This is a genomic window from Gilliamella sp. W8123 (genome assembly GCF_016101085.1).
Lineage (GTDB): Bacteria > Pseudomonadota > Gammaproteobacteria > Enterobacterales > Orbaceae > Gilliamella > Gilliamella apis.
Map to the genome: position 1 here is coordinate 58,471 of NZ_JACFRE010000006.1, position 24,638 is coordinate 83,108.

The window sequence follows — 24,638 nt, forward strand, 5'->3', positions numbered from 1 at the left end:
TTTAACCTAAAACCTTCAAAGCACAAGTTTTAGTAATTTTTACACCATTTTCTAATGCTGATGTATCAAAAGTCATATCAGGATGATGTAAACCTGGTGTTAAATCGACACCTAAGCCCCAAAAACCAGATTTTACATCTCTTTCGCGTGGATAATTGAAGAAATCTTCGCCACCAGGTGTGAAAATAGGATCTTTCAATCCCTCTTTTCCGAGTACATCGGTAATAGATTCAGCGATGATTTTAGTTACTTCATCATCTATTTCTGCTGCTGGGATTTCTTTCGATACTTTGATATCAGCTTTAGCACCGATAGATGCCACACTTAATTCAATCGCTTTAAGCGTTTTGGCTTTTAATTCATCCATAGCAGGGTTGGTTGGTGCGCGTAAATCCCAACAAACATAAGCCTCAGAAGGAATAGCATTTGTTACACCGGCATCACATATACAACGTGTTGCTTTGACGCTATATGTTAAACTAGGAGCTAAATGAATGGTATTCACGGCTTGAATCGCCATAGTTGCCGCATCTAAAGCGTTAACGCCTAAATGAGGTCTTGCCCCATGAGCTGGTATACCATGAATATTGACTTCAACTGTGGTTGAAGCCGAATAGAACATAGCGGCTGATGCAAAGCCTTTAGGGCATTCTTCTTTAGGGCGAACATGTAAACCGATGATCATATCAACATCATCAATTGCACCGCCTTCAATCATAGCCAATGCACCAGAACCTAACTCTTCAGCTGGTTGAAAAATCAATTTTAGTTTACCTTTTTTGATATTTCCTTCTTTAATAAGCTCTTGTGCTGCAGTCAATAACATTGATGAATGTCCATCGTGACCACAAGTGTGTCTGGCACAATGTTGGCCATCAATTATGTGTCCTAAGGCATCCATATCCGCACGTAATGCCAGTACAGGACCTGATTTTCCACTATCATATTCTGCAACAATACCCGTAGTATTATTTATATTACGGGTTACTTTGTAGCCAGCTTCTTCTAGTTTACTTGCTATATAGTTTGATGTTTTAACTTCTTCAAATCCTAGCTCAGGAATTTGATGTAAATAGTGATAGTGTTCGAGTACGTTCGACATAGATATCTCCTTTATCACACAATAAATCGCATAATGATCATCGCTATTAACGCATTAACAATACTATTAACCATTAATAGTGGCCAATATTTTTTAGGCACATCGGCGACACCAAGTAGACGGCCCATATATTGTAATTGTGAGCCCATTAAGAAGATAGCTGGTGCTATAATAGTGATATCAGTACCAGTGAGAATACCACCACTAATTAAATTTACAGCAACACCAGTTCCAGCGGAAGCTGATAACCAAGCTGTCAATAAAACAGTAATTGCTTCACCTGGTAAGCCAAATAGTCCCATGACTGGGGCAAATACTTCACCAATTAATTGCATTAGACCGAGTCTTTTTAAAATTTCGGTAATAACAAATGCCATAATAATATTTGGCATTAAATTGTTAATGGCAATATTAAAGCCCTTACGAGCGCCAATTACAAAAATATCTAAAGGGTTGTTAGTCTGTTTTTGATTGCTTGAATTACTCATTGATGAAATCCTTTTTGTAAACTGAATTTAATACAAGGCGGACTAAAATTGCACCGACAAATTTCAATACAATCATAATGACCAGAGGCGTAAATATTGCAACAGACATTGACGCAAAAAGCGCTGAGCCAATAGAAAAATAGTTATTTATTAACCCTGCACCAGAATATTGCCATGCACTAATAATGACCAGATCTTTTTTAGTGATCTGTTTTTCATCGTATAATTCTTTGGTTAACACTGCACCAGCATCAGTACTTTGTAAATCAGTAATTAATGCCAAACCTGTTTTACCCGGAACACCTAATATAGGTTTAAGTAATGGTGTTAACAATTTGTGAGCCGCACGGATGGTACCATAATGGGTAAAGATTTCTAACACGCCTAATGCAAGCATTACAGTTGGAATTAATGATAGAGCGAAAATAAAGCCGGCTCTGGCGCTATTACCACCTTCACCAACGAAGGTATTTTTCTCTGGATGGAGCATTGTGCCAAACTTACCACTTAAACTGGTAAAATCAAATGCCCCCAACCAAGCTTTTCCATCTACGTTATAAAATAGTCCGGAAAAGAACAGTATGGCCACAATAAGTGACACATAAGCCTTTATGCCGACTTTAAATTCATCGTCCGATTTTTTTGACATTGTCTATTCCTTTTAATTTATCTGACTTATTCTTTGATAAAAGTATTAAATAAGTTGTATTTAAAGTACTTGAATTATTTTGCTTTCGAAAAGAATTAAAGCACTAAGCGAAGTATTCTATATTGATTTAATTGAAAAAAAACCCCTTTCAGTAAATTTTTTACAATTCAAATTGTCTATATTCATTAATTCATATTAATAATAAAGCTAAACTATCGTTGGTATTAAAGGCAGAATCAACCCAATAAAAGCTGATCATGTTGGGTAAGAAATATGGGTTAAAAGTACTATATTTCTTTCTATTTTTAATGATTTTTTGAGAAAGTTATTTAAAAGCATGTAATTAACAATTACTCAAGGCTTGCCATTTTGCAACCGTCATTATAGAATTATAAATATATGGCAAGAAATAGTAATAAAGTATCAATAACCTGTTTGCAAAATTATCGATATTTTATATAAAGTTGAATTGTTTCTCTGCATAAACATCATAATCTTTAGGTGGCAAGCCTTCTAGTTTGCGAACCGTCTTTTGTTTTCATTAAGCACATTAATGAAAAGACAAAATTAAGCAATATAAATTAAAAATAAAAAATAACGAGGTCGTTATGAACAGCAGGAATAAAGAGTGGGCATTTGTTGTTCTCACCTGCTTTTTTGAATTGTGTTGGGTATTTGGTTTCACTACAGCAAGTCAGTGGTGGCATTGGGTTATTATCATTCTGGTGATCATTGTTGATTTTACCTTTTTAACAAGTGCATGTAAGACTATTCCTACGGGGACCGTATATGCAATATTTTCTGGTGTTGGTGCGATTGGTTCACTAGTTATAGATATGTTTTTATTCGGTAAAGAAATCAAACCTATTGAAATATTTTTTGTTGCATTAATTATTATTGGCGTTGTGCAACTTAAACGAGCAGATAGCTAATTAACTGAAATTTGGATTATGATATGGGATGGTTATTTATTTTAACTGCTGCAATATTTGAAGTTATTGGTGCAATAGGCCTTAAGCTTTATTCACAACAAAAAAATCTATTGCGATTAACACTATATTGGGGCGGTTTTTTTGTTTCGTTTTCATTATTTTATTTTTCATTAAAGTATCTGGATTTAAGTATAGTTTATCCAGTATGGGTAGGACTAGGTACTTCAGGTGCTGTATTAGCTAATATGTTTATTTTCAAAGAACCGAAAAATTTTACTCGAATATTCGGTCTTACTGTAATTATTATTGGTATTATAGGTTTGCATTTCACGATGTGATAAAAATTAATTTATTTTTTTAAATCAATTTGTTATGTCATTTCTATTTTAGAGTATTTGCATTAAAATCTAAACTTCTGTACAATAATCAACACTTCTTTAGTGGGTTGTTAGCTCAGTCGGTAGAGCAGTTGACTCTTAATCAATTGGTCGCGGGTTCGATCCCCTCACAACCCACCATTCTTTTTTTTAACCTCATATTCAATTGTTAAAAATCCCTTTTAGAATAAGACTTTATACTATAAGCACTACTTACATTTAATTGCGTCAAATTGCATATGCATTTGTATACGTTTTTGTATACGCTAACAATATTCATATAAACGTATACAAATACGGCGGGAAGACTTACGGCAACTAACAAATTGACAGATATAAAAAATATGAAGCAAGTGATGGTAATAGTTTATCTATATTAGTAAAAAAAATGACACAAAAATTTGACGGTTTAGATATTTAAGACACGATACAAAAAAAAGACTAATCAGCTAAGCTTGGTGAAATATCCTTACATTTCTCCAGCTTTTGCAAGAGAAATAAGAGATGAATTTAAAACATTAGTGTTAGGTGGTGTAGATCCCGCAAACATCAAGGAACTACAAGATGAATAAAAACAAAAAGAAGACCAACTTAAATTTGTAAATATATTTTGGGAATGGGTAAATCATCAAAAATTAAATTTTTTGGATAAAAATAAAATTGTAATAAAGTGAACAAGCAAAATTTGAAAGAAGGATTTAATATAGATAGTTTGATTAATAAACGAATAGCTTTAAAAGAATTACAAAATTATAAACATAATTTTATGACAAATAAAAGTTGCGTTATGTCATGTATTAAAATTGAAGAAATTGAATTGTTTTGTACTAATAATTTAGAAAATATATCAATTGCAAATGAAGTTTTATTCACAAAAGATAATTCATCTAAAAAAACTAAATTTGAAAATATGTTATAAATAAAAAAGAGAGTTAAAACTCTCTTTTTTTATTATTATTGTTAAGATTTTTTCCTCCTGAGATACTATGTCTAGTATATAACAATCGATTTTGCAGATCAATAAATTATGATATAATAGGCACAAACTATCGCAAATTATATGACCGATCGTTCAAATCTTTCAAAAAAATATAAAAAAGTAACAACTTATAAATAATAAGTGTAAAAAGTGATTTTATATATGTGGAATAATTATTTATAAACATTTCAATAATTATATTTTTCTAGTGTGGGAGCATTAATAACATAAAGAGTTTGTGCTGAAATAGAACCCAAAATATACCCACAGTCTTGCCTAGTAAATAACCTTATTATTTTAAAATTAAAAAACAGAATCGTTTATATATTTTCACATTTAAACCAAATTTAGATCTAACTAAGCGACAACTGCAAAATAATTTGATATTAATTTAGAATAGCTTTGGTGACAATATTTTAGAGGGCATAAATATGAGAAGAAAACATATAATTCTACTACTATCTCAAATATTGAAAATAATTGAAAAGATGAATTCCATCATACAATCAATTTATAAATATGTTTTATTAACAGGAAATTTTTAAATTTACATAAAATATATTCTTTCATATTTTGTAGATGTTTTATTAGTAAGATTTAATTCAAATAATATAAAAAAATCTGAATTAAAAAAAGATATGCTTAAAAGAGAGGGGTGGGGATCCCTCTTTATTTATTATTAGAATGTATTTGGCTATTTATCTGGTCTCACAATTATATAGCTAAGCGCCCAACAAATAATACCTGTGGCAAATAAGTAAAAACCAACACAAATAAACATTTGCATACCCGTTCCTAAACCTGCAAAAATTTTTATAATTTTGATTGGATTAGCTGTATTAAAAATTGAACTAAATATAAATGTAGTTAATAAATACTCAAAAACAAAAGTTAATAGCCAAAATATTAAATTTTTTCTGCGACTTGCTTTTTGTTGTTCAATTCTATCTTTCTCTAAATTTTTTTGAAGTTCTATTCTTTTTTGTTCTTCAATTTTTTGTTGCTCTAGCTGTTGTTTCTGTTGTTCTTGTTGAGTTTTTTCATAATTAATAATTAGATCATCAATTCCATTATAGCTCATTACCTTTTATCCTTATATTATTGAAAATCAGGAAAATTTAGAACTGGGTTATGTTTGATTTTGTCAGGGTTTTTAACTTCCCAAATTAGTTTTTCTGAGAAATTTTGTTGATAAACCCAGTTTTTGAATTTTTGTTTATATTGTTCATCAGCTTCTTTTTCTGATTTAACTTCATTCAAAAAATTAATAAAAAATTGCTTTGTTTGATGATCAGTTTTTGTTAAAAATTGATTAATTGCTATTAGTAAAAAATCTCTTTGAAACAGTAAGTTATAAATAACTTCTATGTCATTTTGTATATTAAGTTCATAACTTGCAATTTGATTTCCCATTTTTTTAATTTTTCTTTCATATTCTTCACTGATATCACTAGGTGGAATTACATATGTATTCCGTTCCTTCATTTTTTCATGTTCTCTAATAATATCTTTTACTATTCCACTGTAGCTATAAGGCATTTTCGCCTTCTATTTGAAAAATTTAAGTTAAATAAAAATAAATAAATTATATATTGATCGGTTATATAGATCAATAAAATAAGATATAATAGTTTAAAACTATTAAAATTGTATAACTGATCGTTGAAATCTTTATAATTTTCATAAAAAGTAATAGGTTAGAATAATAAATACTAAACTACCGTTCTAGAGGAAAATTTATAACAAATAAAATTGAGATTGAAAAATGTATTATTGAAATTACTATTAGGATGAGTAAAACATTAGACTTGTACAATCTAAAAAGGCACTGCTAAACCACTAAATTTTAGGTATAATAACTTAGTCATATAGAAATAACTGACTTTTTGTATTTATTTTTGTAAATAGTGGCAAATTGCTATTCATATTAATTAGTTATTAATAGTTATTGTAAAGCCACCGTTTAACGCATGTAATATTTCATAAATTATTAACGATTTAGCTCGCTTAATTATCTCAATTGTTCACAAAATATATCATTACAAGTCTATATTCTATTTATAAAAATTTTAACCAATTTGAGAGTAAAACTATGAACGCATATCTGCTACTTTTCGGTGCAATTATCTGTGAAGTGATTGCAACATCTTCACTCAAATTATCTAATGGATTTACTAATCTTACTTTTTCAATAATTACCATAGTTGGTTATAGTGCTTCTTTCTATATTTTATCTTTAGCTTTAAAAACGATACCTGTCGGTATTGCTTATGCGATTTGGTCGGGAATAGGAATTATCATTATTAGTTTAATCGCTTGGATTTTTTTAAAACAATCATTGGATCTTGCTGCGTTGATTGGTATGGGATTTATTATTTTTGGAGTGGTAATTATTAATCTTTTTTCAAATATTTCAGGGCATTGAGATTGATTTAAAGTCTAATGATAAAATCTATTATAAAATTTGGAGTTTTTATTAAAATAAAAAAACCGGAGTAAAACTCCGGTAAAAGTTAGAAGAAAGGTATGTAAAAATATCAACTTTGAATAAAATTAGATTTCACTTGCGTGTTGTTTTAAGTAGCTAGCAACACCATTTGGATTTGCTTGCATACCTTGCTTACCTTTAGTCCATTGAGCAGGACAAACTTCACCATGTTCTTCATGGAATTGGAAAGCATCAACAATACGTAGCATTTCATCTACGTTACGTCCAATTGGAAGATCATTGATAGTTTCATGACGAACAACGCCTGATTTATCAATAAAGAATGAAGCACGAAGTGCAACGCCTGCTTCAGGATGTTCAACACCGTAAGCTTGCATAATGCTATGTTTGATATCAGCAACGATCGGGAATTTTACTTCGCCAATACCACCTTTATCTTGTGGAGTATTGCGCCATGCATTATGGACATATTCGGAATCCATTGAAACACCAATAACTTCCACACCACGTTTTTTGAATTCTTCAAGACGGTGATCAAAAGCAATGATTTCTGATGGACATACAAAAGTAAAATCCATCGGCCAAAAGAATACTACTGCATATTTACCTTTGATATGTTCGGCTAAATTAAAATTATTTACTATTTCACCAGAACCAAGCACTGCAGATGAAGTAAAGTCTGGTGCCTTACGAGTTACTAATGTCATAAGATATCTCCTTGTGTAACTGAATTTGTAATTTGTCTGCGTTGAATTATAGCAGTATGTATCAATACGCCAAGTTGTTATCAACGATTGATTTCATAAGTTTAAACTATGATAAACAAATTATTATTCGGTTTTAATTATCGTTTTCTTTGGTTTACCCTTGTTTTTAGTATCTCGATGACGCTGTTTTACTTTTTTCTTTTTCGTATCTTCTTGTTTTTTAGCTACACTTTTTTGTTTGGCTTTCTGTGATGGTTTCTTTTTAGTCACTGGTTTTGGTGCTTTGGTTTTTGGTCGTAATTCATCAATGGTTCTTAATTTAATCGGTTCACGTATATAACGTTCAATTTTTAGTAATAACTCATTATCGTGAGCTTCAACTAACATTATTGCAGTACCTTTTTTTCCAGCACGAGCTGTACGGCCAATGCGATGTAAGTAAACATCGGCGGTTTTAGGTGCATCGAAATTGATGACATGGCTTATATCGTCAATATCTATTCCTCTAGCGGCAACATCTGTTGCAACCAACACCTTAACTATGTCATTACTAATTCTTTTGATTGCTTCATTTCTTTTGGCTTGAACCATTTCGCCTTCTAGATAACAACTTTGAATACCTGCTTGATGAAGTAATGTTACTAATTCATGCACTCTTTCCCGTTTACGAACAAATACAATCGTTTTTTTCACTTCATCTTGTTTCAATAAATACGTTAATAATGCAACTTTATGGGCAAAATCATCAGCGCGATAATAAAATTGCAGAATTTTTTTTCGTTCTTTTCGCGAAGGGTCGGCATTGATTTCGACTGGTTCTTTAAGAATACGATTAGCAAAGCTATGTAATCCGTCACCTTCAAGCGTAGCTGAAAATAATAACGTCTGTTTGCGCCAACGGGTTTCAGCAGAGATAGTTTCTACATCCTGAGCAAATCCCATATCTAACATACGGTCTGCTTCGTCCAATATTAACATTTCAACTGCACGACAATCGAAGTTTTCTTCTTTAATATACTGTAATAATCGACCAGTAGTGGCTATGACAATATCTTGATTTTTACTAAATACTTCAGCATGGTTCATATAAGCAACTCCACCAGTAATCGTAGCGATACTTAGGTGAGTTGACTGCGTAAGTAATTTTGCTTGCTCAGCTATTTGGATTGCGAGTTCTCGAGTAGGGGTTAGTATCAAAACTCGTGGTGGTCCTGGTTTTCGACGAGGAAAATCAAGTAAATGTTGTACCGCTGGAATCAAAAAAGCTAAGGTTTTACCAGTTCCGGTTGGCGCCGATCCTAAAACATCCTTACCATCTAATGCTACTGGTATAGTTTGTGCTTGGATTACCGTTGGTGTATTAATATTTTGTGCTTGTAGATTGTCAATTAGGATATCGTCTAACTGTAAATCGGAAAAAGTTTGTGTAGTCATAATGCTCTTTTATCTATCATTTTGTCCCACATTATAACGGCAATCGCTATAACTACAATCTTTATCCTTAACTAACATAATCTTTAAATAACAGAGCCGAAAATAGGTAAGAATAAAAACAATTTTTCATGATAAGCATATTATTTATTGGCCAACTATGAATGGTTAAACTTATCATAATTTATGGTTTATGCTAAAATCAGTAAAATAACAAGGTAGCAAACTTAATACTATTCTTTTTAGTTAAATTGATGATCGAATTATAAATATGACAGAATCTTTTTCTAACGACAAATATAACCAGCAGTTACAAAATAAAATAACCAATTTAAAAACATTATTATCTGATTTTTCATTACCCGATTTACAGGTTTTCTCTTCACCAATTAGTCACTATCGTATGCGAGCTGAATTTAGAATTTGGCACAACGGTGAGGAGCTTTATCATATTATGTATGATAAAAAAACTAAAAAAAGAGTAAGAATTGATAGTTTTCCAATTGCATCACAATTAATTAATCGTGCCATGCAAACAATTTTACCGTTACTTCAATATAATGATAAGTTGCGCCATCAACTTTTTCAGATTGATTATTTTTCCACGTTGAGCGGCCAGTTATTAATAACACTCTTATATCATAAAAAATTAGATGACCAATGGATAATAGAAGCTGAATGTTTAAAACAACAATTAGCTGAGCAGGGTATTATTGCCAATTTGGTAGGTCGAGCTAGTAATCAAAAAATTGCTGTAAATGTTGATTATGTCGATGAGGTTTTACCAATATTTAATAAGAACTTTAGTTATCGACAAGTAGAAAACAGTTTTACTCAACCTAATGCTGCTATCAACATTAAAATGTTGGAGTGGGCAATATCGGTTACTAAAGATTCCGAAGGTGATCTTCTCGAATTTTATTGTGGCAACGGTAATTTTTCGATTGCATTAGCACAAAATTTTAGGAAGGTGTTGGCAACTGAGATTGCCAAAGCTTCGGTCTATTCAGCGCAACATAATATCAAAATCAATAATATTGATAACTTAATTATTGCCAGATTATCGGCCGAAGAATTTACCAGTGCAATTAAAAAAGAACGACAATTTAATCGATTGCAGGGCATTAATTTAGATGATTATCAATGTCAAACCGTATTAGTCGATCCACCAAGAGCAGGATTAGATGATAATACGCTTGAGATTATCCAAAGTTATCAAAGGATTATCTATATTTCTTGTAATCCGAATACGTTAAAAAATAATTTAGAACAACTTACCAAAACGCATCATATTGAACATTTTGCCATGTTCGATCAATTTCCTTATACCGATCATATTGAAACTGGTATTGTTCTTCGTAAAAACTAATATCAAACATATTCAATTACGGTTAAATTTGCTAAAATAAAATTAGTTTTATAGTGAATTAGCCGTAATCCATAAATAAATTTACGTCAGTAAGTATTAAAGGCAAAAAAAAACCCTAGATCAACTAGGGCTGCATTAAATTGCAAGGAATGGATGAAAGGAAATAAAACAATGAAACAATACTGTCTAGCCTCATGAATCATTGTGGCGATACTATAACAAATCAAAACCGACTGATTAATGACGTTTAGGTTACAAAATAGTCATTAAATTGTCATGATGTCATTTCCCTTTTTCATATATCCTATTACTGCATTATGCAATTTCGATAACCTGATAGAACATTAAGGAATATTCAATATGAAATTGTTAGTTGTTGAAGATGAACAAAAAACAGGTGAATATCTACGCCAAGGATTAGTTGAGTCAGGATTTATTGTTGATCTCACAGATAATGGCTTAGATGGCTATCATCGCGCAATGACTGAAGATTATGATTTAATTATTCTAGATGTAATGCTCCCTGATATTGTTGGTTGGAAAATAGTTCAGTCTTTACGTGAAGCAGGTAAAGACACGCAAATTATTCTTTTAACTGCAATGGGAAGTGTTGAAGATAAAGTTAAAGGGCTCAATTTAGGCGCTGATGATTATTTAGTTAAACCATTTTCTTTTGCCGAACTATTAGCAAGAGTTAAGTCATTATTAAGACGAAATGTACCACAAGTTAATAATTATCAATTAAGTATCGCAGATCTTGTTATGGACTTACCTAAACGAACCGTAACCAGAGGTGATAAAAGAATTGATTTAACCAATAAAGAGTTTTTATTACTGGAATATTTTTTACGTTATCCAGGTGAAGTGCTCCCTAGATCACTTATCGCTTCTCAAGTATGGGATATGAATTTTGACAGTGATACCAATGTTATTGATGTGGCAATTAGGCGTTTGCGGAACAAGATCGATGCTGATTTTGAACCGAAATTAATTCATACAGTCCGAGGAATGGGATATAAATTAGATGTATTGGATGAAGAAAACTAACATCATATCATTTCGTATACCACTTATTGTATGCCTACTGACCTGTGGGCTACTTTATTGTTTTAGCTATCTTATCGAACATACATTTGAAAAAATTTCGATTCAGCAAAATGTCACAGAACTTAATTCTGTCATTACCTCAATCGAGCGTGAGTTGACCTATTATTCACCCGATGAAAATCGTGATGAATTCTTTCAAAATCTTTTACTTATTTTAACTGGTCATCATCACTTATTTGTTTATATTATTGATGATTCAGGAAAAATTGTCTATCGTACCCGAGGGCCAAATCTATCTATTGCTTTATCGCAACAAGATTTTGATCGTTTAATTACTGAAAATAGTACTGCAATTTGGAATATTGATAAATCGTCTTATCGTATCGGAGCCTCTAGAGTACTATTGGAGGAAGGTCGCCAATATACAACGATAGTTGCAGTAGCGCGTGATTTACAACTTGAATTTATTAAGCGATTGAGAAATGGTTTAGGTTTACTTATTGCTATTTCTTGTGTTTTGGCTTTAATAGGTTCATTAATTTCAATATATTTTACGCAAAAACCGATCAATCGTTTAATTAAAAAGATTGAAGGCATTAATATGAAAAGTTTAAATTATCGTATTTCAACCAAATCAGTACCGGTGAAATATGTTAGTTTGGTTAAAGCTTTTAATAATATGCTTCATCGAATGGAAGATGTTTTTGATCGGCAACGTAATTTTACTGCTGATATCGCTCATGAAATGCGCACGCCAATTACTAATTTAACCACACAAACGCAAATAGTATTAAATAATGCGCGATCAACCGATGAATACCGAGAAATTTTATATTCTAATTTAGAAGAGTATGAAAAAATGTCTCAGATGATTTCTGATATGCTTTTTTTGGCTCAAGCAGATAATCATCAATTGGTTCCTAACCTTATCGATATTGATTTGCACTCGATGATCAGTTTGATGTGTGAGTATTTTGAACCTCTAGCGGATGAAAAAAATATTACTTTTGATATAGAAGGTAGTTGTTCTCATATTGAAGGAGATAAAATGATGTTAGGACGAGCGATAAGTAATATCTTATCCAATGCTATTCGTTATACTCCTACAAATAAGACAATTAAAATTAGCTTGAGTCAAGTGAACCAAAAACGAATTCAAATTATTATTGCAAACCCAGGTAAAAAGATTGAAAGTCGCCATTTACCTCATCTTTTTGAGCGTTTCTATCGAGTCGATGAATCTAGGCATCGTAATGGTAAAGATAGCTCAGGAACAGGGATTGGTTTAGCAATCGTAAAATCTATTATCGACACACATAAAGGTCATATTCATGTCGAATCTGATGATTTATCAACTCGATTTATTATCAAACTTCCTACCGTTATTTAACATCAAAATCACTTATTAGTAGATTAGCTGCCGCATAGGCAGCTTTTTCGCGTAAATCCTGTGGTACTTGTTGATTTTCAACTATTTCATTGAGAACTATCATTACCGCGCCCAACGCATCATCAATATAACCTAAATCATTACTACCAATTTGTGCATATTTTTCCCGAATTAACTCACTATATTTGTTCATTTTACTATCCTACTGATTAAAATAATTTAAATATGATTTAAATAAATGTTATTAACTGTTGATAAATTTCATCAGCAGTTATGGATTGCATCGTTTTATCTGTGGAAATGATGCTATGCTGGTTTTTACCATATCCGCCAATAAGTTTCGGATCGGTATTGCCAAATAAAGTAATATTAGGTCTATCCAATGCTGCTGTTAAGTGGCTTAGTCCTGTATCGACGGATACTACAGCTTTGGCACCAGCAATAACTGTTGCAATTTCATTAAGAGATAATTTAGGTAATACTTCAACATGTTTGAACCCTTGAGCTAAACGTAATGCACGTTCTTGTTCATGTGGAGCTCCCCATGGAAGTTTAACTTTTAGACCAGTAGGTTCAATTAGCTTAATTAAATTACGCCATGCCGATTCAGTCCAATGTTTTTCATCACGGGTAGTTGCATGTAGGAAAATCAAATATTTTTGGTTATCAGGTGGTAATGATGTTAAAAAATGATCAGCAATAGCATAGTCACCAATCGAATCTGGTTGTGAGTAGCTAAGGCTTTTAGCAAATAACATACGGACACGTTCAATGGCATGCATCTGTTTAGGAACATGATGTTTTACGTCATAAAACCAACTTGCAATTGGTTCTTTTATGCTTTGGCGATCCAAACCATGTTTGATACCTTTCGCTTTACGAGTGATTAAAAATGCACTTTTAATTAGCCCTTGAGCATCAATAATGCAATCATACTGTTGACGCTGTAAGTGTTCTATAAATTGATGGCGTTCTTGACGGATATTCTTAGCGAACCAGTTTTTTCGCCAACGTCTAATTGCAACCGGAATGACGTCATTTACTGCAAAATGCCAACTGGGAATTTGACAAAAGTTTTCTTCAACAACCCAATCAAATGTTATATCAGGTATGCAGTTAGCTGCATCAGTTAAAGCAGGTAAAGTATGCAATACATCACCCATAGATGAAGTTTTAACAATTAACACGCGCATAATTAACAGCTCTTTTCACAGCGAACGATAAGATTCATTAATGTTTCAAATACTAAATCTGGTTTTATATCAATAAGGCTTTGATGATATCCTTGTTCTGCATCACCTTTACGAACGCGATGATAGCCAGTGATTAAACGGATCACTTCAGCTTTATCGGAAAGTGGCGGGGTAAAATCAGGACTACTTGGCCCATAAAGTGCCACTAAAGGTTTATCAAGCGCTGCTGCAACATGCATTAACCCAGAATCATTTGTGACTATGGCCTTACATGCAGAAATCACATTGATTGCCTGGTCTAATTTTGTTTGACCAGCCAGATTGATACATTGATCACCATGTACCATTTTGGCAATAATTTTTTCGCCAACCGGCTTATCTTTTTCTGAACCAAAGATAATAATTTTAGCATGCTGTTTTACGATTAAATCAGCTAACGCGGCATAGTGATAATCAGGCCAACGTTTGGCTGGACCAAATTCAGCACCAGGACAGAAACCGATTAAAGGCACGTCACTAGGAATATTAAACGTTGCTAATGCTTGATCTACTTCATCTTTTTCAACACTAAGCTTTGGCCACAAAATTGGTTGAGGCAGATCTTTAGCTGAATGAATATCTTGTTTAGGGTAGGCGAGAGCGACATAGCGTTCTACCATTAATGGAAAGGCTTGTTTATCCAGCACTCTTAAATCATTTAATAAGCCATAACGCATCTCACCTTTCCAACCTGTACGTTTAGCAATTTTAGCAAAAAAAGGAATAAGTGCCGATTTAAATGAATTAGGTAAGATGATTGCTTGGTCGTATTGATTATTGCGTAATTCCTTTCCTAACTGATAACGTTTGCTTAAAGCAAACTCACCATGGCTAATAGGCATAGCAATTGATTGATTTACTTCAGGCATTTTATCTAATAAAGCTCGGCACCAAGTTGGTGCCATCACATCAATTTCAATAGATGGATCTAATTGTTTTAATGTGCGATATAAGCTTTGTGACATCATCATGTCACCAACCCATGAAGGACCAATAATCAACGTTTTCATTGCGGTTCCTTTATTGTTGGTTTAACCATTGCATATATTCAGTTGTTCCTTGAGACACTGTTTTAAACTCAATTGGACAACCTGTTTTTCTGAATTTAGTCAGATCAGCTTGAGTAAAGCTTTGATAGCGTCCTTTTAAGTGTTCAGGGAATGGAATATAATCGATTTCGCCTTTGTGATGATAGTCTAATACTGCATCAGCGACCGATTGGAATGATTCAGCACGACCAGTTCCACAATTAAAAATGCCAGAAACTTTGTTTTTCCAGAACCATAAATTAACTTCAACCACATCGCCAACGTAAATGAAATCACGTTTAAAATTATCACTGCCAGCAAATAATTTAGGCTTTTCTCCTTTAATTATTTGTTCATTCAAGTGGTAAGCAACGCTAGCCATGCTACCTTTATGGTTTTCACGAGGTCCATAGACATTGAAATAACGAAAACCACAAATTTGTGAACTTGCATTAGGTAAAATTTCTCGTACGTACTGGTCGAATAAAAACTTTGAATAACCATATACATTCAAAGGTTTTTCATAAACTCTATCTTCAATAAAATTGTCACTACGTCCTCCATAAGTTGCGGCGGAAGAAGCGTATAAAAAAGGAATATCAAAATCTAAACAATAATGCAGCAAATCTTTTGAATAGTTGTAATTATTTTCCATCATAAATTTGCCATCCCATTCAGTAGTAGATGAACAAGCTCCTTGATGAAAAATAACTTCAATATCCAGATTTTCACCGGAGACTATTGCTGAAATAAACTCATCTTTATCCATATAATCAGCAATATCTAAATCTGCTAAGTTGGCAAATTTAGTACCATCGGTTAAATCGTCTACTACTAAAATATCTTTTCGGCCTAACTCATTCAAACCTTTTACAATATTACTTCCAATAAAACCTGCACCGCCAGTAACAACTATCATAATGACACCTTTAACTAATAAAATTAATGGCACTATAATAACGATTTATTGGCAAATTTTCGAGTGCTCTTTTAGTTATCTTAATTTTGTTTGTTGTTACTTGATGATCATAAAATTTGATTTAGTGATATATATCTGTGATATGAATCATGCCAATAAATTGTTTTTTATTACCAATCACAGGTAAAACGGTTATTGGTCTAGGTTTATGTTGTTCCATTTTATGTAAAGCCTCAGATACATATTGGCTATGTTCAATAGTTATTGGTGTGGTTATCATTAACTCAGAAACTTGAATATCTAACAGATTAGAGTGATATTGTAATTGTCTACGAATATCCCCATCGGTAATTATGCCAAGTAATACATTGTTCTTATCAACTATCGCAACAGCTCCTATCCCCGAATTCGTCATAGCAAAAATAGCGTCAGAAATAGATTCTTCTGCAGTAATAGCAACATTTCTACTATGTTTTTCAACTAACTGTTGCACTGTCATTAAACGTATTTGGCCTAGATTTCCGCCTGGATGATAAAAAGCAAAATCTTGTGAGCTAAATTTCTTTGCATGCATCACTGATATTGCTAGTGCATCACTTAAGGCTAATTCTACCGTTGTACTTGTTGTTGGTGCTAAATTGAGAGGGCATGCTTCTTGGTCTACATGGGCATCTAAATTGTAGGTTGCAAAGCGAGCTAAGGTTGATAATGGATTACCACAAATTGAGATTAACGGAATATTAATTTGTTTTATTGTCGGTAAAATATTCACAATTTCGGCTGTTTCTCCACTGTTTGAGAGGGCAATAATAGTGTCATCTTTGGTAATGCAACCTAAATCACCATGCATAGCTTCTGCTGGATGCAAATAAAAAGACGGAGTACCTGTGCTCATAAATGTAGCGGAAAGTTTACGAGCAATATAGCCAGGTTTTCCCATTCCTGTCACGATAACTCTTCCTTTGGTATGCAAAATTAATTCTACAGCATGGAAAAAAGTTTCATTAATTGAGTTAACAATTTCTTCTATTGCTGCAGCCTCTTGTTTTAGAACTTGTTTGGCTAGTTGTAACGTTTCATTTTTGCATACTTGAAAACCTTCTGATTTTGTTGCCATATCCAAATTATCCTTATTTATAAGTTAAATTAACCCTGATGAAGTTTGCATTAGTAGATATAGAAATTGTATGCATAAAACTGAAGATAATTTTATTGATTCACAAAAAACTAACCAAGAAAAAGTGAAAGTTTGATTCAGATCACATTTGTTAAACCCGGTTGTGAAAGTGTTAAAAGATTAACATTTTGTTGATTATTTTATTACTACAATGACGCCAACTTAATTGGGTAACTCACTATGAAACAAGAACTACCAAGATATAAAAGAATTTTAGAGTACTTAGATGAATATGATGTTGCCAACATCAATTTACTATCTAATTTATTTTCCGTTTCTCATATGAGCATCAGACGGGACTTAAAACTTTTACAAGAAAAAGGATTAATAAAAGTATCGTATGGAGGTGAAATAAAAAGAAGTTTTTTAAATGGTACCCCCCTTTATGACATCAAACAAAATCGATTTTCTGAAGGGAAGAAAAGAGTAGGGAAAATAGCGGTAAGTTTATTACAACCAGGGATGGTAATTTTTATTGATGCAGGAACAACGATGCGTGAATTTGCCTTGAATATCAATGTTCCAATTACAGTGATTACTTTAGATTTACATGTGGCCTTGGAGTTATCTTCTCGGCCAGAGGTGAATACGATTATTTGTCCTGGTGAAATACAAACTACAAATGCCTCAGCTTATAACACTCAAGCCATGAAGTATCTTTCAGAACAGGTTATTGATTTAGCTTTTATTGGCGCAGATGGTTTTAATCTAGAAGATGGTGCATTGACTACAACACAGATTAAAGCTGATTGTAAATGGATGGCATTATCCAGATCTATTCAATCCGTCCTTTTGGTTGATAGCAGTAAATTGGGGCTTAGATGTCGTTTTAAAATCTGCGATTTAAATCGATTTAATTATCTTATAACTGAAAAGCAATTTCCTAGTAATTTTGAAAAACAATTAATAAAACAGGACATTAAATATATTTATTAACTGATGTAACTAATAGTTAGTTAATTTTGGTAGATGTATAAAAAGTTCATTTAGTGAGCTTAATTTTTGAGAGGAAGCAAAAATATGAAAGTTGCCGTTGTAGCTGATGATTTGACAGGTGCTAATGCTACCTGTGCTTTATTAAGCAAAAAAGGGTTTAATGCAATTACATGTTTAGAAAAATTTAATGAAGATCTTTCTAGATTTGATGTGATTTCGTTTGCAACTGATTCACGTTCAATACCTTATAAAGAAGCGTATTCACGGGTTGTCGATTGCATAAGCCAGTTTAGTAAATATCAACCTTTAATTAGTAAACGTATAGACTCAACGTTGCGAGGTAATCTAGGGGCAGAAGTTGATGCGGTTATTGACAATGATCCTAATCTAATGGCTTTAGTTGTTCCTGTGTATCCATCTAGTGATCGAATTTGTGTTGGCGGTTCTTTATTAGTTAATGGTATCCCATTACAAAATACAGCAATGCGTAATGATCCTAAAAATCCGATGACGGAGTCTTCAATTTTAGAATTATTTCGTTGCCAATCTCGATATCCAGTCTCACATATTGCTCTCAAGGATGTTTTAGAAGGCAAAGATAGAATTGAGCAGCGTTTAAAACAAATATATCAACAAGGTGGTCGTATTGTCATATTTGATGCTACTACGGATACCGACATTAGTGTGATAGCGCAAGCAGCAAATAATGTTAATTTGCCTGTTTTTTGTGTTGATCCGGGACCATTTACAGCCCAATTTGCTGATCTACGTTATTCATCAGAACGAAAGATGGCCAACAAAGTGTTTGTCGCAATAGGCAGTGTGTCTGATCTTACTCAAAGACAAATAAGAAAATTGAAATATGACCGAAAAGTTTGGTTAGAAACGATATTGGTTGATGAATTGATAGAAATTTCTAAAGATATCAAGAAAGCTAAACCAATTGTAGATAAATTACTGAAAAAAGTTGAGCAATTTGATGTGATCGGCATTGATACCGTTGAAATGCCTGAGCATGTTTGTGATTTAGCTAAGTTAGCAGCTAACAATAATATGAGTATGAGTGAAATTAGTAATACCTTGAATCAAGCTATTGCCGAAATAACAGCTCAAGTTTTATTCCATCCGGAATCTATTATCAGAGGCATTTATACCAGTGGAGGGGATGTCACGGTAAATGTGGTAAATCGATTAGGAAGTAGTGGTTTTTTACTTAAAGATGAAGTTGAACCATTGACGGTTTATGGACACCTTGTCGGCGGAAAATGTGATGGTTATTCGATAGTAACGAAAGGTGGCTTTGTCGGTAATGATAATACTTTAGTTCATTGTATCGACTATTTGAGTACCAAGATTTCATCACATGAAAGCTTGAAGCATTAATACCTTATAACTAGCTCAACTTAGATAAAACAGCATAAGTTGAGCAAATTTTGAATAATTTTAAAGGAGTAATAAATGAAACGTCGTTGTTTAATCGGAGTACCTATGGGCGATCCGGCTGGTATAGGCCCTGAAATTGTTGTGAAAAGTATTGCAGCACCAGAAACATATGAATATGGATGTGTACTGGTAACTGGTGATAAAAAGGTGTTAGCTGATGCGTGTAAGTTTTCAAAAGTTAACTTACAGATTAATGAAATTACCGATCTAACTCAAATACAAGATAAACCTAACGTATTGAATCTTATTCAGTGTGGCGAATTAAATTATGATACGTTTAAAATTGGCCAAATTGAAGGGCAATGCGGTCAAGCTGCATTCAACTATATTAAAGTTATCACAGAGCTTGCTATGGAAAAAAAACTTGATGCCATTGCAACAACACCTATCAATAAAGAATCCCTTAAAGCTGGTAATGTTAACTATATTGGTCATACCGAGATATTAGCAGATCTTACTGGTAGTCAAGACCCACTTACTATGTTTCAAGTTCGAGATTTAAGAGTGTTTTTCTTAACTCGTCATTTAGCATTGGTTAAAGCCATTGAATCATTAACACCAGAAAGAGTCTGTGATTATGCTATTCGTTGTAACGATGCATTGGTTAAATTAGGGATCAATAAACCGAGAATGACGGTTGCCGGTATTAATCCACATTGCGGAGAACATGGTCTTTTTGGTCATGAGGATGATGATGTCTTATTACCCGGTATTGAAATGGCTCGTAAACAAGGAATTGATATTAATGGTCCTAAACCAGCTGATAGTGTTTTCCATTTTGCTATGGGTGGTGGCTATGATGCTGTTTTATCTCCGTATCATGACCAAGGTCATATTGCAACGAAAATGGTTGATTTTCATCGTACCATTTCTATCACTAATGGAATGCCGATTCTTCGTACATCTGTTGACCATGGGACAGCAAATGATATTGCCGGAAAAGGAATCGCTAATCCAGTGAGTTTGATTGAGGCTATACGTTTAGCTGCGCTATACGCACCAAATTTTAAACGTTAATAAGTAGCTATTATTACTTATAACAATTTATTTTTCGGTAATGATTTCGTCATTATCGAAGGAGGGTTTGCATATGTCTAAAAAAGAAAATAATAATAAATCACTTTATCCTTATGTCTTATTAAATGGCATTATTTTAGTGGTTGTCGGATTAATTGTTTTTTATCTAGGAAGTTTACATAGTATTGAGAAGAGCAGCTGGCGAATGGTTGCCGGCTTACTCGTTGCAATTACTTTGTTACTATTTATGATTTTAAAGACAAGAATTCAGGCATTTCCTGCATTGATTATATCCGCTTTAATTACTGGCTCACTGGGTGGTATGCCTGGTGAATTTATGATCGCAACGATTAGTAAAGGCTTTGGTAATACGCTCGGTAACATAGGGATCGTTATTGGTTTTGGCGTTATGATGGGGTCAGTTTTGCAGATGAGTGGTGCAGCACAAAAAATGGCTCAAGTTTTTATTAACCTTTTAGGAAAAGGCAGGGAAGAGTTAGCATTAGTCATTATCGGTTTATTAGTGAGTTTAGCTGTATTTTGTGATTCAGCATTTATCGTTCTATTACCATTAGTGAAAGCAATTTCACGTAGTACAGGTAAATCTGTGGTCGGACTTGGTTCAACATTGGCTATGGGGCTTGTTATTAGCCACAGTATGATTCCACCAGCGGTAGGACCATTTGGTGTAGTTTCACAATTTGGTATTGGCCTTGGTGAATATATGCTATGGGCAATGGTTGTTGCTATACCTATTACTATTGCTGGATTTATTTATACTCGCCATGTTGGTCGTAGTATTTATCAAATTCCAACGGAGGATGGTGAGAATTTTACCCGTGAACGTCTAACAGTTACTTCGCAAAATTTAGAAGATGATCAACAATTACCTAGTGCATTAGCATCTTTTGCACCAATTGTAACTCCGATTATTTTGATATTAACCGCTACTTTAGTAAATGAAATGAAATGGGATAGTTCGATTGCCATTATGTTAAAAACAATTGGACACCCAATTGTAGCTGTGGGCATTGGATTATTAATTGCTATCATGGCATTAACTAACTCATTTCCTCGAAAAGATGTTGTGCATCAAATGGAAAATTCAATTCGCTCTGCTGGTATTATACTGCTGGTTATTGGCGGTGGTGGCGCATTAGGAATGGTATTACGTGACTCAGGAACAGGTCAAATTATTGCTGAATATATTGTTAAAATTGGTGTGCCTGGTATTTTGTTACCATTGACGATTTCAACTTTGATTCGCTTAATTCAAGGTTCTGGTGTCGTTGCCATGATTACCGCAGCGAGTATTACTGCACCAATGATTGGCACCTTAGGTGTAAATCCAATTATGGCCGGGTTAGGGTGCTCAATTGGTTCTTTTATGTTTTCTCACTTCAATGATGCTTATTTTTGGGTAGTTAATCGTTCATTAGGGGTAACAGAAGTTAAAGAACAAATTAAAGTTTGGAGTATTACTTCAACGGTATTATGGGCCGCAGGAACAGTGACATTATTAATTGTTAATGCCATTTTCTTCTAAGAAAATAGGGGAGTGTAAAGAAATATACTTCCCCTATTATTTTCTATAAATTAGTTATTATTAATTTTTGCGGTAACTAAAATATACCTTGCCAAACTGAGATAGGGTTCAGTTTGGCAAAACTGTTTTTCAATTTCTAATAATTGTTCAAAATGTGTTTCGGCTTTTGACTTATTGGTTAAATAGTCATGGAATATCCTAATTCCTGTTTTATTGGTGATCTCAAAATTTTGTTGGTTCAACCATTGATATACTTGATTTGGATCGCGGGGATAATCAGGTGATAAGGTTTTCTTTTTGCGTTTGGCCAGTCCCGATTGAGTGTAACCAAAATTACCTAAAGTTACTGTTTTAAATAATAGCCCGTGGTAGTTATAAAACATTAAAGATAAATAGCCATCTTGTTTAAGATGTTTCTTTAAAGATTGGATTATTTGGATTGGCTCAGCTACCCATTCTAAAACAGCATGACAAATCACAATATCAAATTGCGTTTTAATGAATTGTTCGAGATCTTGAATAGAGCAATGAATAAAATTTAAGCTTAGATTTTCTTTATCGGCTTGCTTTTTTGCTAATTCGAGCATTTGCTCAGAAATATCACAAACAGTAATATTATGGCCTAATCTTGCTAATCGACAAGCAATCTGACCTTGCCCACCGCCTGCATCTAAAATAGTTAATGGTTTATTTGTTGGATACTTAGCTAATATATTTTCTAGTTCTTGCCAAACGATAGCTTCGCGAATCTTACCTTTGTTTGTTCCATAAATATTTTTAGCGAATTTATGGCTGATATCATCAAAATTACGATCGATTTTAGTCATAGTAGATAATTATTATTTTAATAATTTTTTATTTAATTTAGTCGCTTCTAAATTAATTTGGGCAATTTTTTCTGACATCAGTTGATAGCACTCTTCCATTAATATTCTAGCATCTTCTTTACGTAGATTCTTAGTTTCAATTGGCGGAAGCATTTCAACGATCATATGACCATTATTAAGGCGGTTAAGTTTTATATTATTGGTATCTGATACGCAAATCGGCACAATAGGAACGCCAGCGGCTATAGCAGCTTTAAAGGCACCAGTTTTAAATGGTAATAATCCGCGTCCACGACTACGAGTACCTTCCGGAAACATCCAAATTGATATTTCACGTTTTTTTATCTCTTTAACGACGAAATTAATGGTATCTCGGGCTTTTGATTTATTGTTACGGTCAATTAAAATATTGCCGGTAAGGTAATAAAGTTGCCCAAAGAAAGGGATCAGTGCCAGACTTTTTTTGCCGACAGTGACGGTTTTCGGTTGTACAATATCAGCGGCCACCACCATATCATAATTATTTTGGTGATTGGCGATAAATACACAGCTACCTAGTTTTTCAATTTCAGGATATTTACGAGTATCAACTTTTACCCCTAATATTGGTTTAAAGAAAAAACTAAAAAGATGGGCAAATCTAGCCACATTTTTGGGATTGCGAGGATTGAATAAACAAAAAATAACGCCTAGTACACAAGTTATAATACCAATGAATAACACACTGATTAAGCGAAAAAGAAAAACCATAATTTACCTCATAAGTTAACTTAGCGTATTATATACGTAATCTATATGAATATACAGTTTGTTAAATATCGCTTTAAAGGATGTTTATGCACGAATCAACTATCATTTGGAATGATAATCAAATTCCAATTTCCCGTTACTTTGATGATGTTTATTTTAATACTGACGGTGCAGTAGATGAAACTCGTTATGTCTTTATTGAAGGGAATTGTTTATATGACAGATTTTTACAACATCAGCAAGAGACGTTTACTATTGGTGAAACTGGTTTTGGTTCTGGTTTAAGTTTTTTAATTACTTGGCAAACGTTTAAACAATTTAGACGAAAAAATCCAAATAGTAATTTGAAAAAATTAAATTTTTTTAGTGTTGAAAAATATCCTTTATCTGCCAGCGAAATGTCAAAAATTCATAATAAAGTTATTAATCACAATGATGCATTATGGCCACTAGCTAAGCAATTACAAGATTCTTTAAAAGGATCTGATGTTGATAGCTTAGAAGAAGTGAATTTATTGATATGCTATGACGATATAAGCTGCTATGCCGATTTCTTAGTTCAACAAAATAGTTTTATTGATGCATGGTTTTTTGATGGTTTTTCGCCAGCCAAAAATCCAGATATGTGGAATGAATCCCTATTTAAACATTGTTATCAATTAACAAGAGAAAAAGGAACCTTTGCAACATTTACTGCAGCAGGTTTTGTCCGACGTAATTTAATCAATGCTGGATTTAATGTCGAAAAACGTAAAGGATTTGGTAAAAAACGTGAAATGCTAATCGGCCAAAAAATCTAAATTAGTTCGCCAATTTAATTTTTGGCGAACTAATAAGAATTAA

Annotated in this window: 27 protein-coding genes and 1 tRNA gene; 14 read left to right on the top strand and 14 right to left on the bottom strand. The window is 32.9% G+C overall.

Features of this window, described 5'->3' with window-relative positions; genetic code table 11:
• Position 1 precedes the first annotated feature (1 nt).
• From H3T56_RS08435 to H3T56_RS08445, 3 genes are read right to left on the bottom strand one after another with little or no spacing between them, the layout of a single operon-like run.
• Positions 2-1,102: a M20 peptidase aminoacylase family protein gene (locus H3T56_RS08435; RefSeq protein ID WP_065579177.1), complete on the bottom strand. Its 1,101-nt coding sequence runs from the start codon at positions 1,100-1,102 to the stop codon at positions 2-4.
• Between the two features lie 14 nt (positions 1,103-1,116).
• Entirely contained in the window at positions 1,117-1,590 is a 474-nt protein-coding gene (locus H3T56_RS08440; RefSeq protein ID WP_086361013.1) for a YjiG family protein, read from the bottom strand.
• Positions 1,583-2,239, bottom strand: a complete 657-nt coding sequence (locus H3T56_RS08445; protein ID WP_144188193.1) for a nucleoside recognition domain-containing protein — start codon at positions 2,237-2,239, stop codon at positions 1,583-1,585. The genes H3T56_RS08440 and H3T56_RS08445 overlap by 8 nt, the downstream gene beginning before the upstream one ends.
• A 608-nt stretch (positions 2,240-2,847) precedes the next feature.
• Here H3T56_RS08445 and H3T56_RS08450 point away from each other — a divergent pair.
• The 5 genes from H3T56_RS08450 (at position 2,848) to H3T56_RS08465 (ending at position 4,467) form a co-directional block, all read left to right on the top strand.
• Positions 2,848-3,171: a multidrug efflux SMR transporter gene (locus H3T56_RS08450; protein ID WP_086356903.1), complete on the top strand. Its 324-nt coding sequence runs from the start codon at positions 2,848-2,850 to the stop codon at positions 3,169-3,171.
• A gap of 23 nt (positions 3,172-3,194) precedes the next feature.
• Positions 3,195-3,509 (top strand): multidrug efflux SMR transporter, encoded by a 315-nt coding sequence (locus tag H3T56_RS08455; RefSeq protein WP_086356904.1) that lies wholly within the window; start codon positions 3,195-3,197, stop codon positions 3,507-3,509.
• Between the two features lie 104 nt (positions 3,510-3,613).
• A tRNA-Lys gene (locus H3T56_RS08460) sits at positions 3,614-3,689 on the top strand.
• A 272-nt stretch (positions 3,690-3,961) separates the two neighbouring features.
• The gene (locus tag H3T56_RS11775; protein WP_370545543.1) at positions 3,962-4,120 is read left to right on the top strand and encodes an integrase arm-type DNA-binding domain-containing protein; all 159 of its coding nucleotides are present in this window, start codon (positions 3,962-3,964) and stop codon (positions 4,118-4,120) included.
• A 98-nt stretch (positions 4,121-4,218) separates the two neighbouring features.
• Entirely contained in the window at positions 4,219-4,467 is a 249-nt protein-coding gene (locus H3T56_RS08465; RefSeq protein WP_086356905.1) for a hypothetical protein, read from the top strand.
• Positions 4,468-5,221: 754 nt separating this feature from the next.
• Here the strand turns inward: H3T56_RS08465 and H3T56_RS08470 are convergent.
• Both H3T56_RS08470 and H3T56_RS08475 read right to left on the bottom strand, forming a co-directional pair.
• On the bottom strand, positions 5,222-5,608 hold the full coding sequence (locus H3T56_RS08470) for a hypothetical protein (protein ID WP_198192569.1): 387 nt from the start codon (positions 5,606-5,608) through the stop codon (positions 5,222-5,224).
• A gap of 17 nt (positions 5,609-5,625) precedes the next feature.
• Positions 5,626-6,066 carry a hypothetical protein gene (locus H3T56_RS08475; RefSeq protein WP_198192571.1) on the bottom strand — a complete coding sequence of 147 codons (441 nt, stop codon included), beginning with the start codon at positions 6,064-6,066 and terminating at the stop codon, positions 5,626-5,628.
• 553 nt (positions 6,067-6,619) lie between these two features.
• Here H3T56_RS08475 and H3T56_RS08480 point away from each other — a divergent pair.
• Positions 6,620-6,952, top strand: coding sequence for a multidrug efflux SMR transporter (locus H3T56_RS08480; protein WP_034902548.1), 333 nt, complete (start codon positions 6,620-6,622; stop codon positions 6,950-6,952).
• 128 nt (positions 6,953-7,080) lie between these two features.
• Here H3T56_RS08480 and H3T56_RS08485 read toward each other — a convergent pair whose 3' ends face one another.
• Together H3T56_RS08485 and srmB are read right to left on the bottom strand one after the other, a co-directional pair.
• Positions 7,081-7,683, bottom strand: coding sequence for a peroxiredoxin C (locus H3T56_RS08485; protein ID WP_034902551.1), 603 nt, complete (start codon positions 7,681-7,683; stop codon positions 7,081-7,083).
• A gap of 123 nt (positions 7,684-7,806) precedes the next feature.
• Positions 7,807-9,117 (bottom strand): ATP-dependent RNA helicase SrmB, encoded by a 1,311-nt coding sequence (gene srmB, locus H3T56_RS08490; protein WP_034902555.1) that lies wholly within the window; start codon positions 9,115-9,117, stop codon positions 7,807-7,809.
• Positions 9,118-9,385: 268 nt separating this feature from the next.
• On the opposite strand from srmB, the gene trmA reads away from it, so the two are divergent.
• From trmA to H3T56_RS08505, 3 genes are all read left to right on the top strand, one after another.
• Positions 9,386-10,483 (top strand): tRNA (uridine(54)-C5)-methyltransferase TrmA, encoded by a 1,098-nt coding sequence (trmA, locus tag H3T56_RS08495; RefSeq protein WP_198192579.1) that lies wholly within the window; start codon positions 9,386-9,388, stop codon positions 10,481-10,483.
• A 360-nt stretch (positions 10,484-10,843) separates the two neighbouring features.
• A complete protein-coding gene (locus H3T56_RS08500; RefSeq protein ID WP_034902561.1) occupies positions 10,844-11,530 on the top strand; it encodes a heavy metal response regulator transcription factor in 687 nt (228 codons plus the stop codon).
• On the top strand, positions 11,517-12,920 hold the full coding sequence (locus H3T56_RS08505; RefSeq protein ID WP_198192580.1) for a heavy metal sensor histidine kinase: 1,404 nt from the start codon (positions 11,517-11,519) through the stop codon (positions 12,918-12,920). Before H3T56_RS08500 ends, H3T56_RS08505 begins: the two co-directional genes overlap by 14 nt.
• On the opposite strand, the gene H3T56_RS08510 is transcribed toward H3T56_RS08505, so the two are convergent.
• The 5 genes from H3T56_RS08510 to H3T56_RS08530 all read right to left on the bottom strand — a co-directional run bounded on the left by H3T56_RS08510 (position 12,913) and on the right by H3T56_RS08530 (position 17,216).
• Positions 12,913-13,113 (bottom strand): YaeP family protein, encoded by a 201-nt coding sequence (locus H3T56_RS08510; RefSeq protein ID WP_198192581.1) that lies wholly within the window; start codon positions 13,111-13,113, stop codon positions 12,913-12,915. The genes H3T56_RS08505 and H3T56_RS08510 overlap by 8 nt on opposite strands.
• A 37-nt stretch (positions 13,114-13,150) precedes the next feature.
• The gene (gene rfaC / locus H3T56_RS08515) at positions 13,151-14,113 is read right to left on the bottom strand and encodes a lipopolysaccharide heptosyltransferase RfaC (protein ID WP_086356907.1); all 963 of its coding nucleotides are present in this window, start codon (positions 14,111-14,113) and stop codon (positions 13,151-13,153) included.
• 2 nt (positions 14,114-14,115) lie between these two features.
• Entirely contained in the window at positions 14,116-15,162 is a 1,047-nt protein-coding gene (gene rfaF, locus H3T56_RS08520) for an ADP-heptose--LPS heptosyltransferase RfaF (protein ID WP_198192582.1), read from the bottom strand.
• A 10-nt stretch (positions 15,163-15,172) separates the two neighbouring features.
• Positions 15,173-16,099 carry an ADP-glyceromanno-heptose 6-epimerase gene (gene rfaD / locus H3T56_RS08525; protein WP_086320175.1) on the bottom strand — a complete coding sequence of 309 codons (927 nt, stop codon included), beginning with the start codon at positions 16,097-16,099 and terminating at the stop codon, positions 15,173-15,175.
• Between the two features lie 121 nt (positions 16,100-16,220).
• The gene (locus H3T56_RS08530) at positions 16,221-17,216 is read right to left on the bottom strand and encodes an SIS domain-containing protein (RefSeq protein WP_198192583.1); all 996 of its coding nucleotides are present in this window, start codon (positions 17,214-17,216) and stop codon (positions 16,221-16,223) included.
• A 240-nt stretch (positions 17,217-17,456) separates the two neighbouring features.
• On the opposite strand from H3T56_RS08530, the gene H3T56_RS08535 reads away from it, so the two are divergent.
• The 4 genes from H3T56_RS08535 (at position 17,457) to H3T56_RS08550 (ending at position 22,218) form a co-directional block, all read left to right on the top strand.
• Positions 17,457-18,212 (top strand): DeoR/GlpR family DNA-binding transcription regulator, encoded by a 756-nt coding sequence (locus tag H3T56_RS08535; RefSeq protein ID WP_065579162.1) that lies wholly within the window; start codon positions 17,457-17,459, stop codon positions 18,210-18,212.
• Positions 18,213-18,296: 84 nt separating this feature from the next.
• The gene (locus H3T56_RS08540; RefSeq protein WP_198192584.1) at positions 18,297-19,595 is read left to right on the top strand and encodes a four-carbon acid sugar kinase family protein; all 1,299 of its coding nucleotides are present in this window, start codon (positions 18,297-18,299) and stop codon (positions 19,593-19,595) included.
• Between the two features lie 75 nt (positions 19,596-19,670).
• Positions 19,671-20,672, top strand: a complete 1,002-nt coding sequence (pdxA, locus tag H3T56_RS08545) for a 4-hydroxythreonine-4-phosphate dehydrogenase PdxA (protein ID WP_065579160.1) — start codon at positions 19,671-19,673, stop codon at positions 20,670-20,672.
• 205 nt (positions 20,673-20,877) lie between these two features.
• Positions 20,878-22,218: a GntP family permease gene (locus H3T56_RS08550; RefSeq protein ID WP_065651964.1), complete on the top strand. Its 1,341-nt coding sequence runs from the start codon at positions 20,878-20,880 to the stop codon at positions 22,216-22,218.
• A gap of 50 nt (positions 22,219-22,268) precedes the next feature.
• On the opposite strand, the gene cmoM is transcribed toward H3T56_RS08550, so the two are convergent.
• Both cmoM and H3T56_RS08560 read right to left on the bottom strand, forming a co-directional pair.
• Positions 22,269-23,045 carry a tRNA uridine 5-oxyacetic acid(34) methyltransferase CmoM gene (gene cmoM, locus H3T56_RS08555; RefSeq protein WP_198192586.1) on the bottom strand — a complete coding sequence of 259 codons (777 nt, stop codon included), beginning with the start codon at positions 23,043-23,045 and terminating at the stop codon, positions 22,269-22,271.
• Between the two features lie 12 nt (positions 23,046-23,057).
• Entirely contained in the window at positions 23,058-23,795 is a 738-nt protein-coding gene (locus H3T56_RS08560; RefSeq protein ID WP_086356913.1) for a 1-acylglycerol-3-phosphate O-acyltransferase, read from the bottom strand.
• A gap of 86 nt (positions 23,796-23,881) precedes the next feature.
• Here H3T56_RS08560 and mnmD point away from each other — a divergent pair, with 86 nt between their 5' ends.
• On the top strand, positions 23,882-24,595 hold the full coding sequence (gene mnmD / locus H3T56_RS08565; RefSeq protein WP_198192588.1) for a tRNA (5-methylaminomethyl-2-thiouridine)(34)-methyltransferase MnmD: 714 nt from the start codon (positions 23,882-23,884) through the stop codon (positions 24,593-24,595).
• Positions 24,596-24,638: the final 43 nt, after the last annotated feature.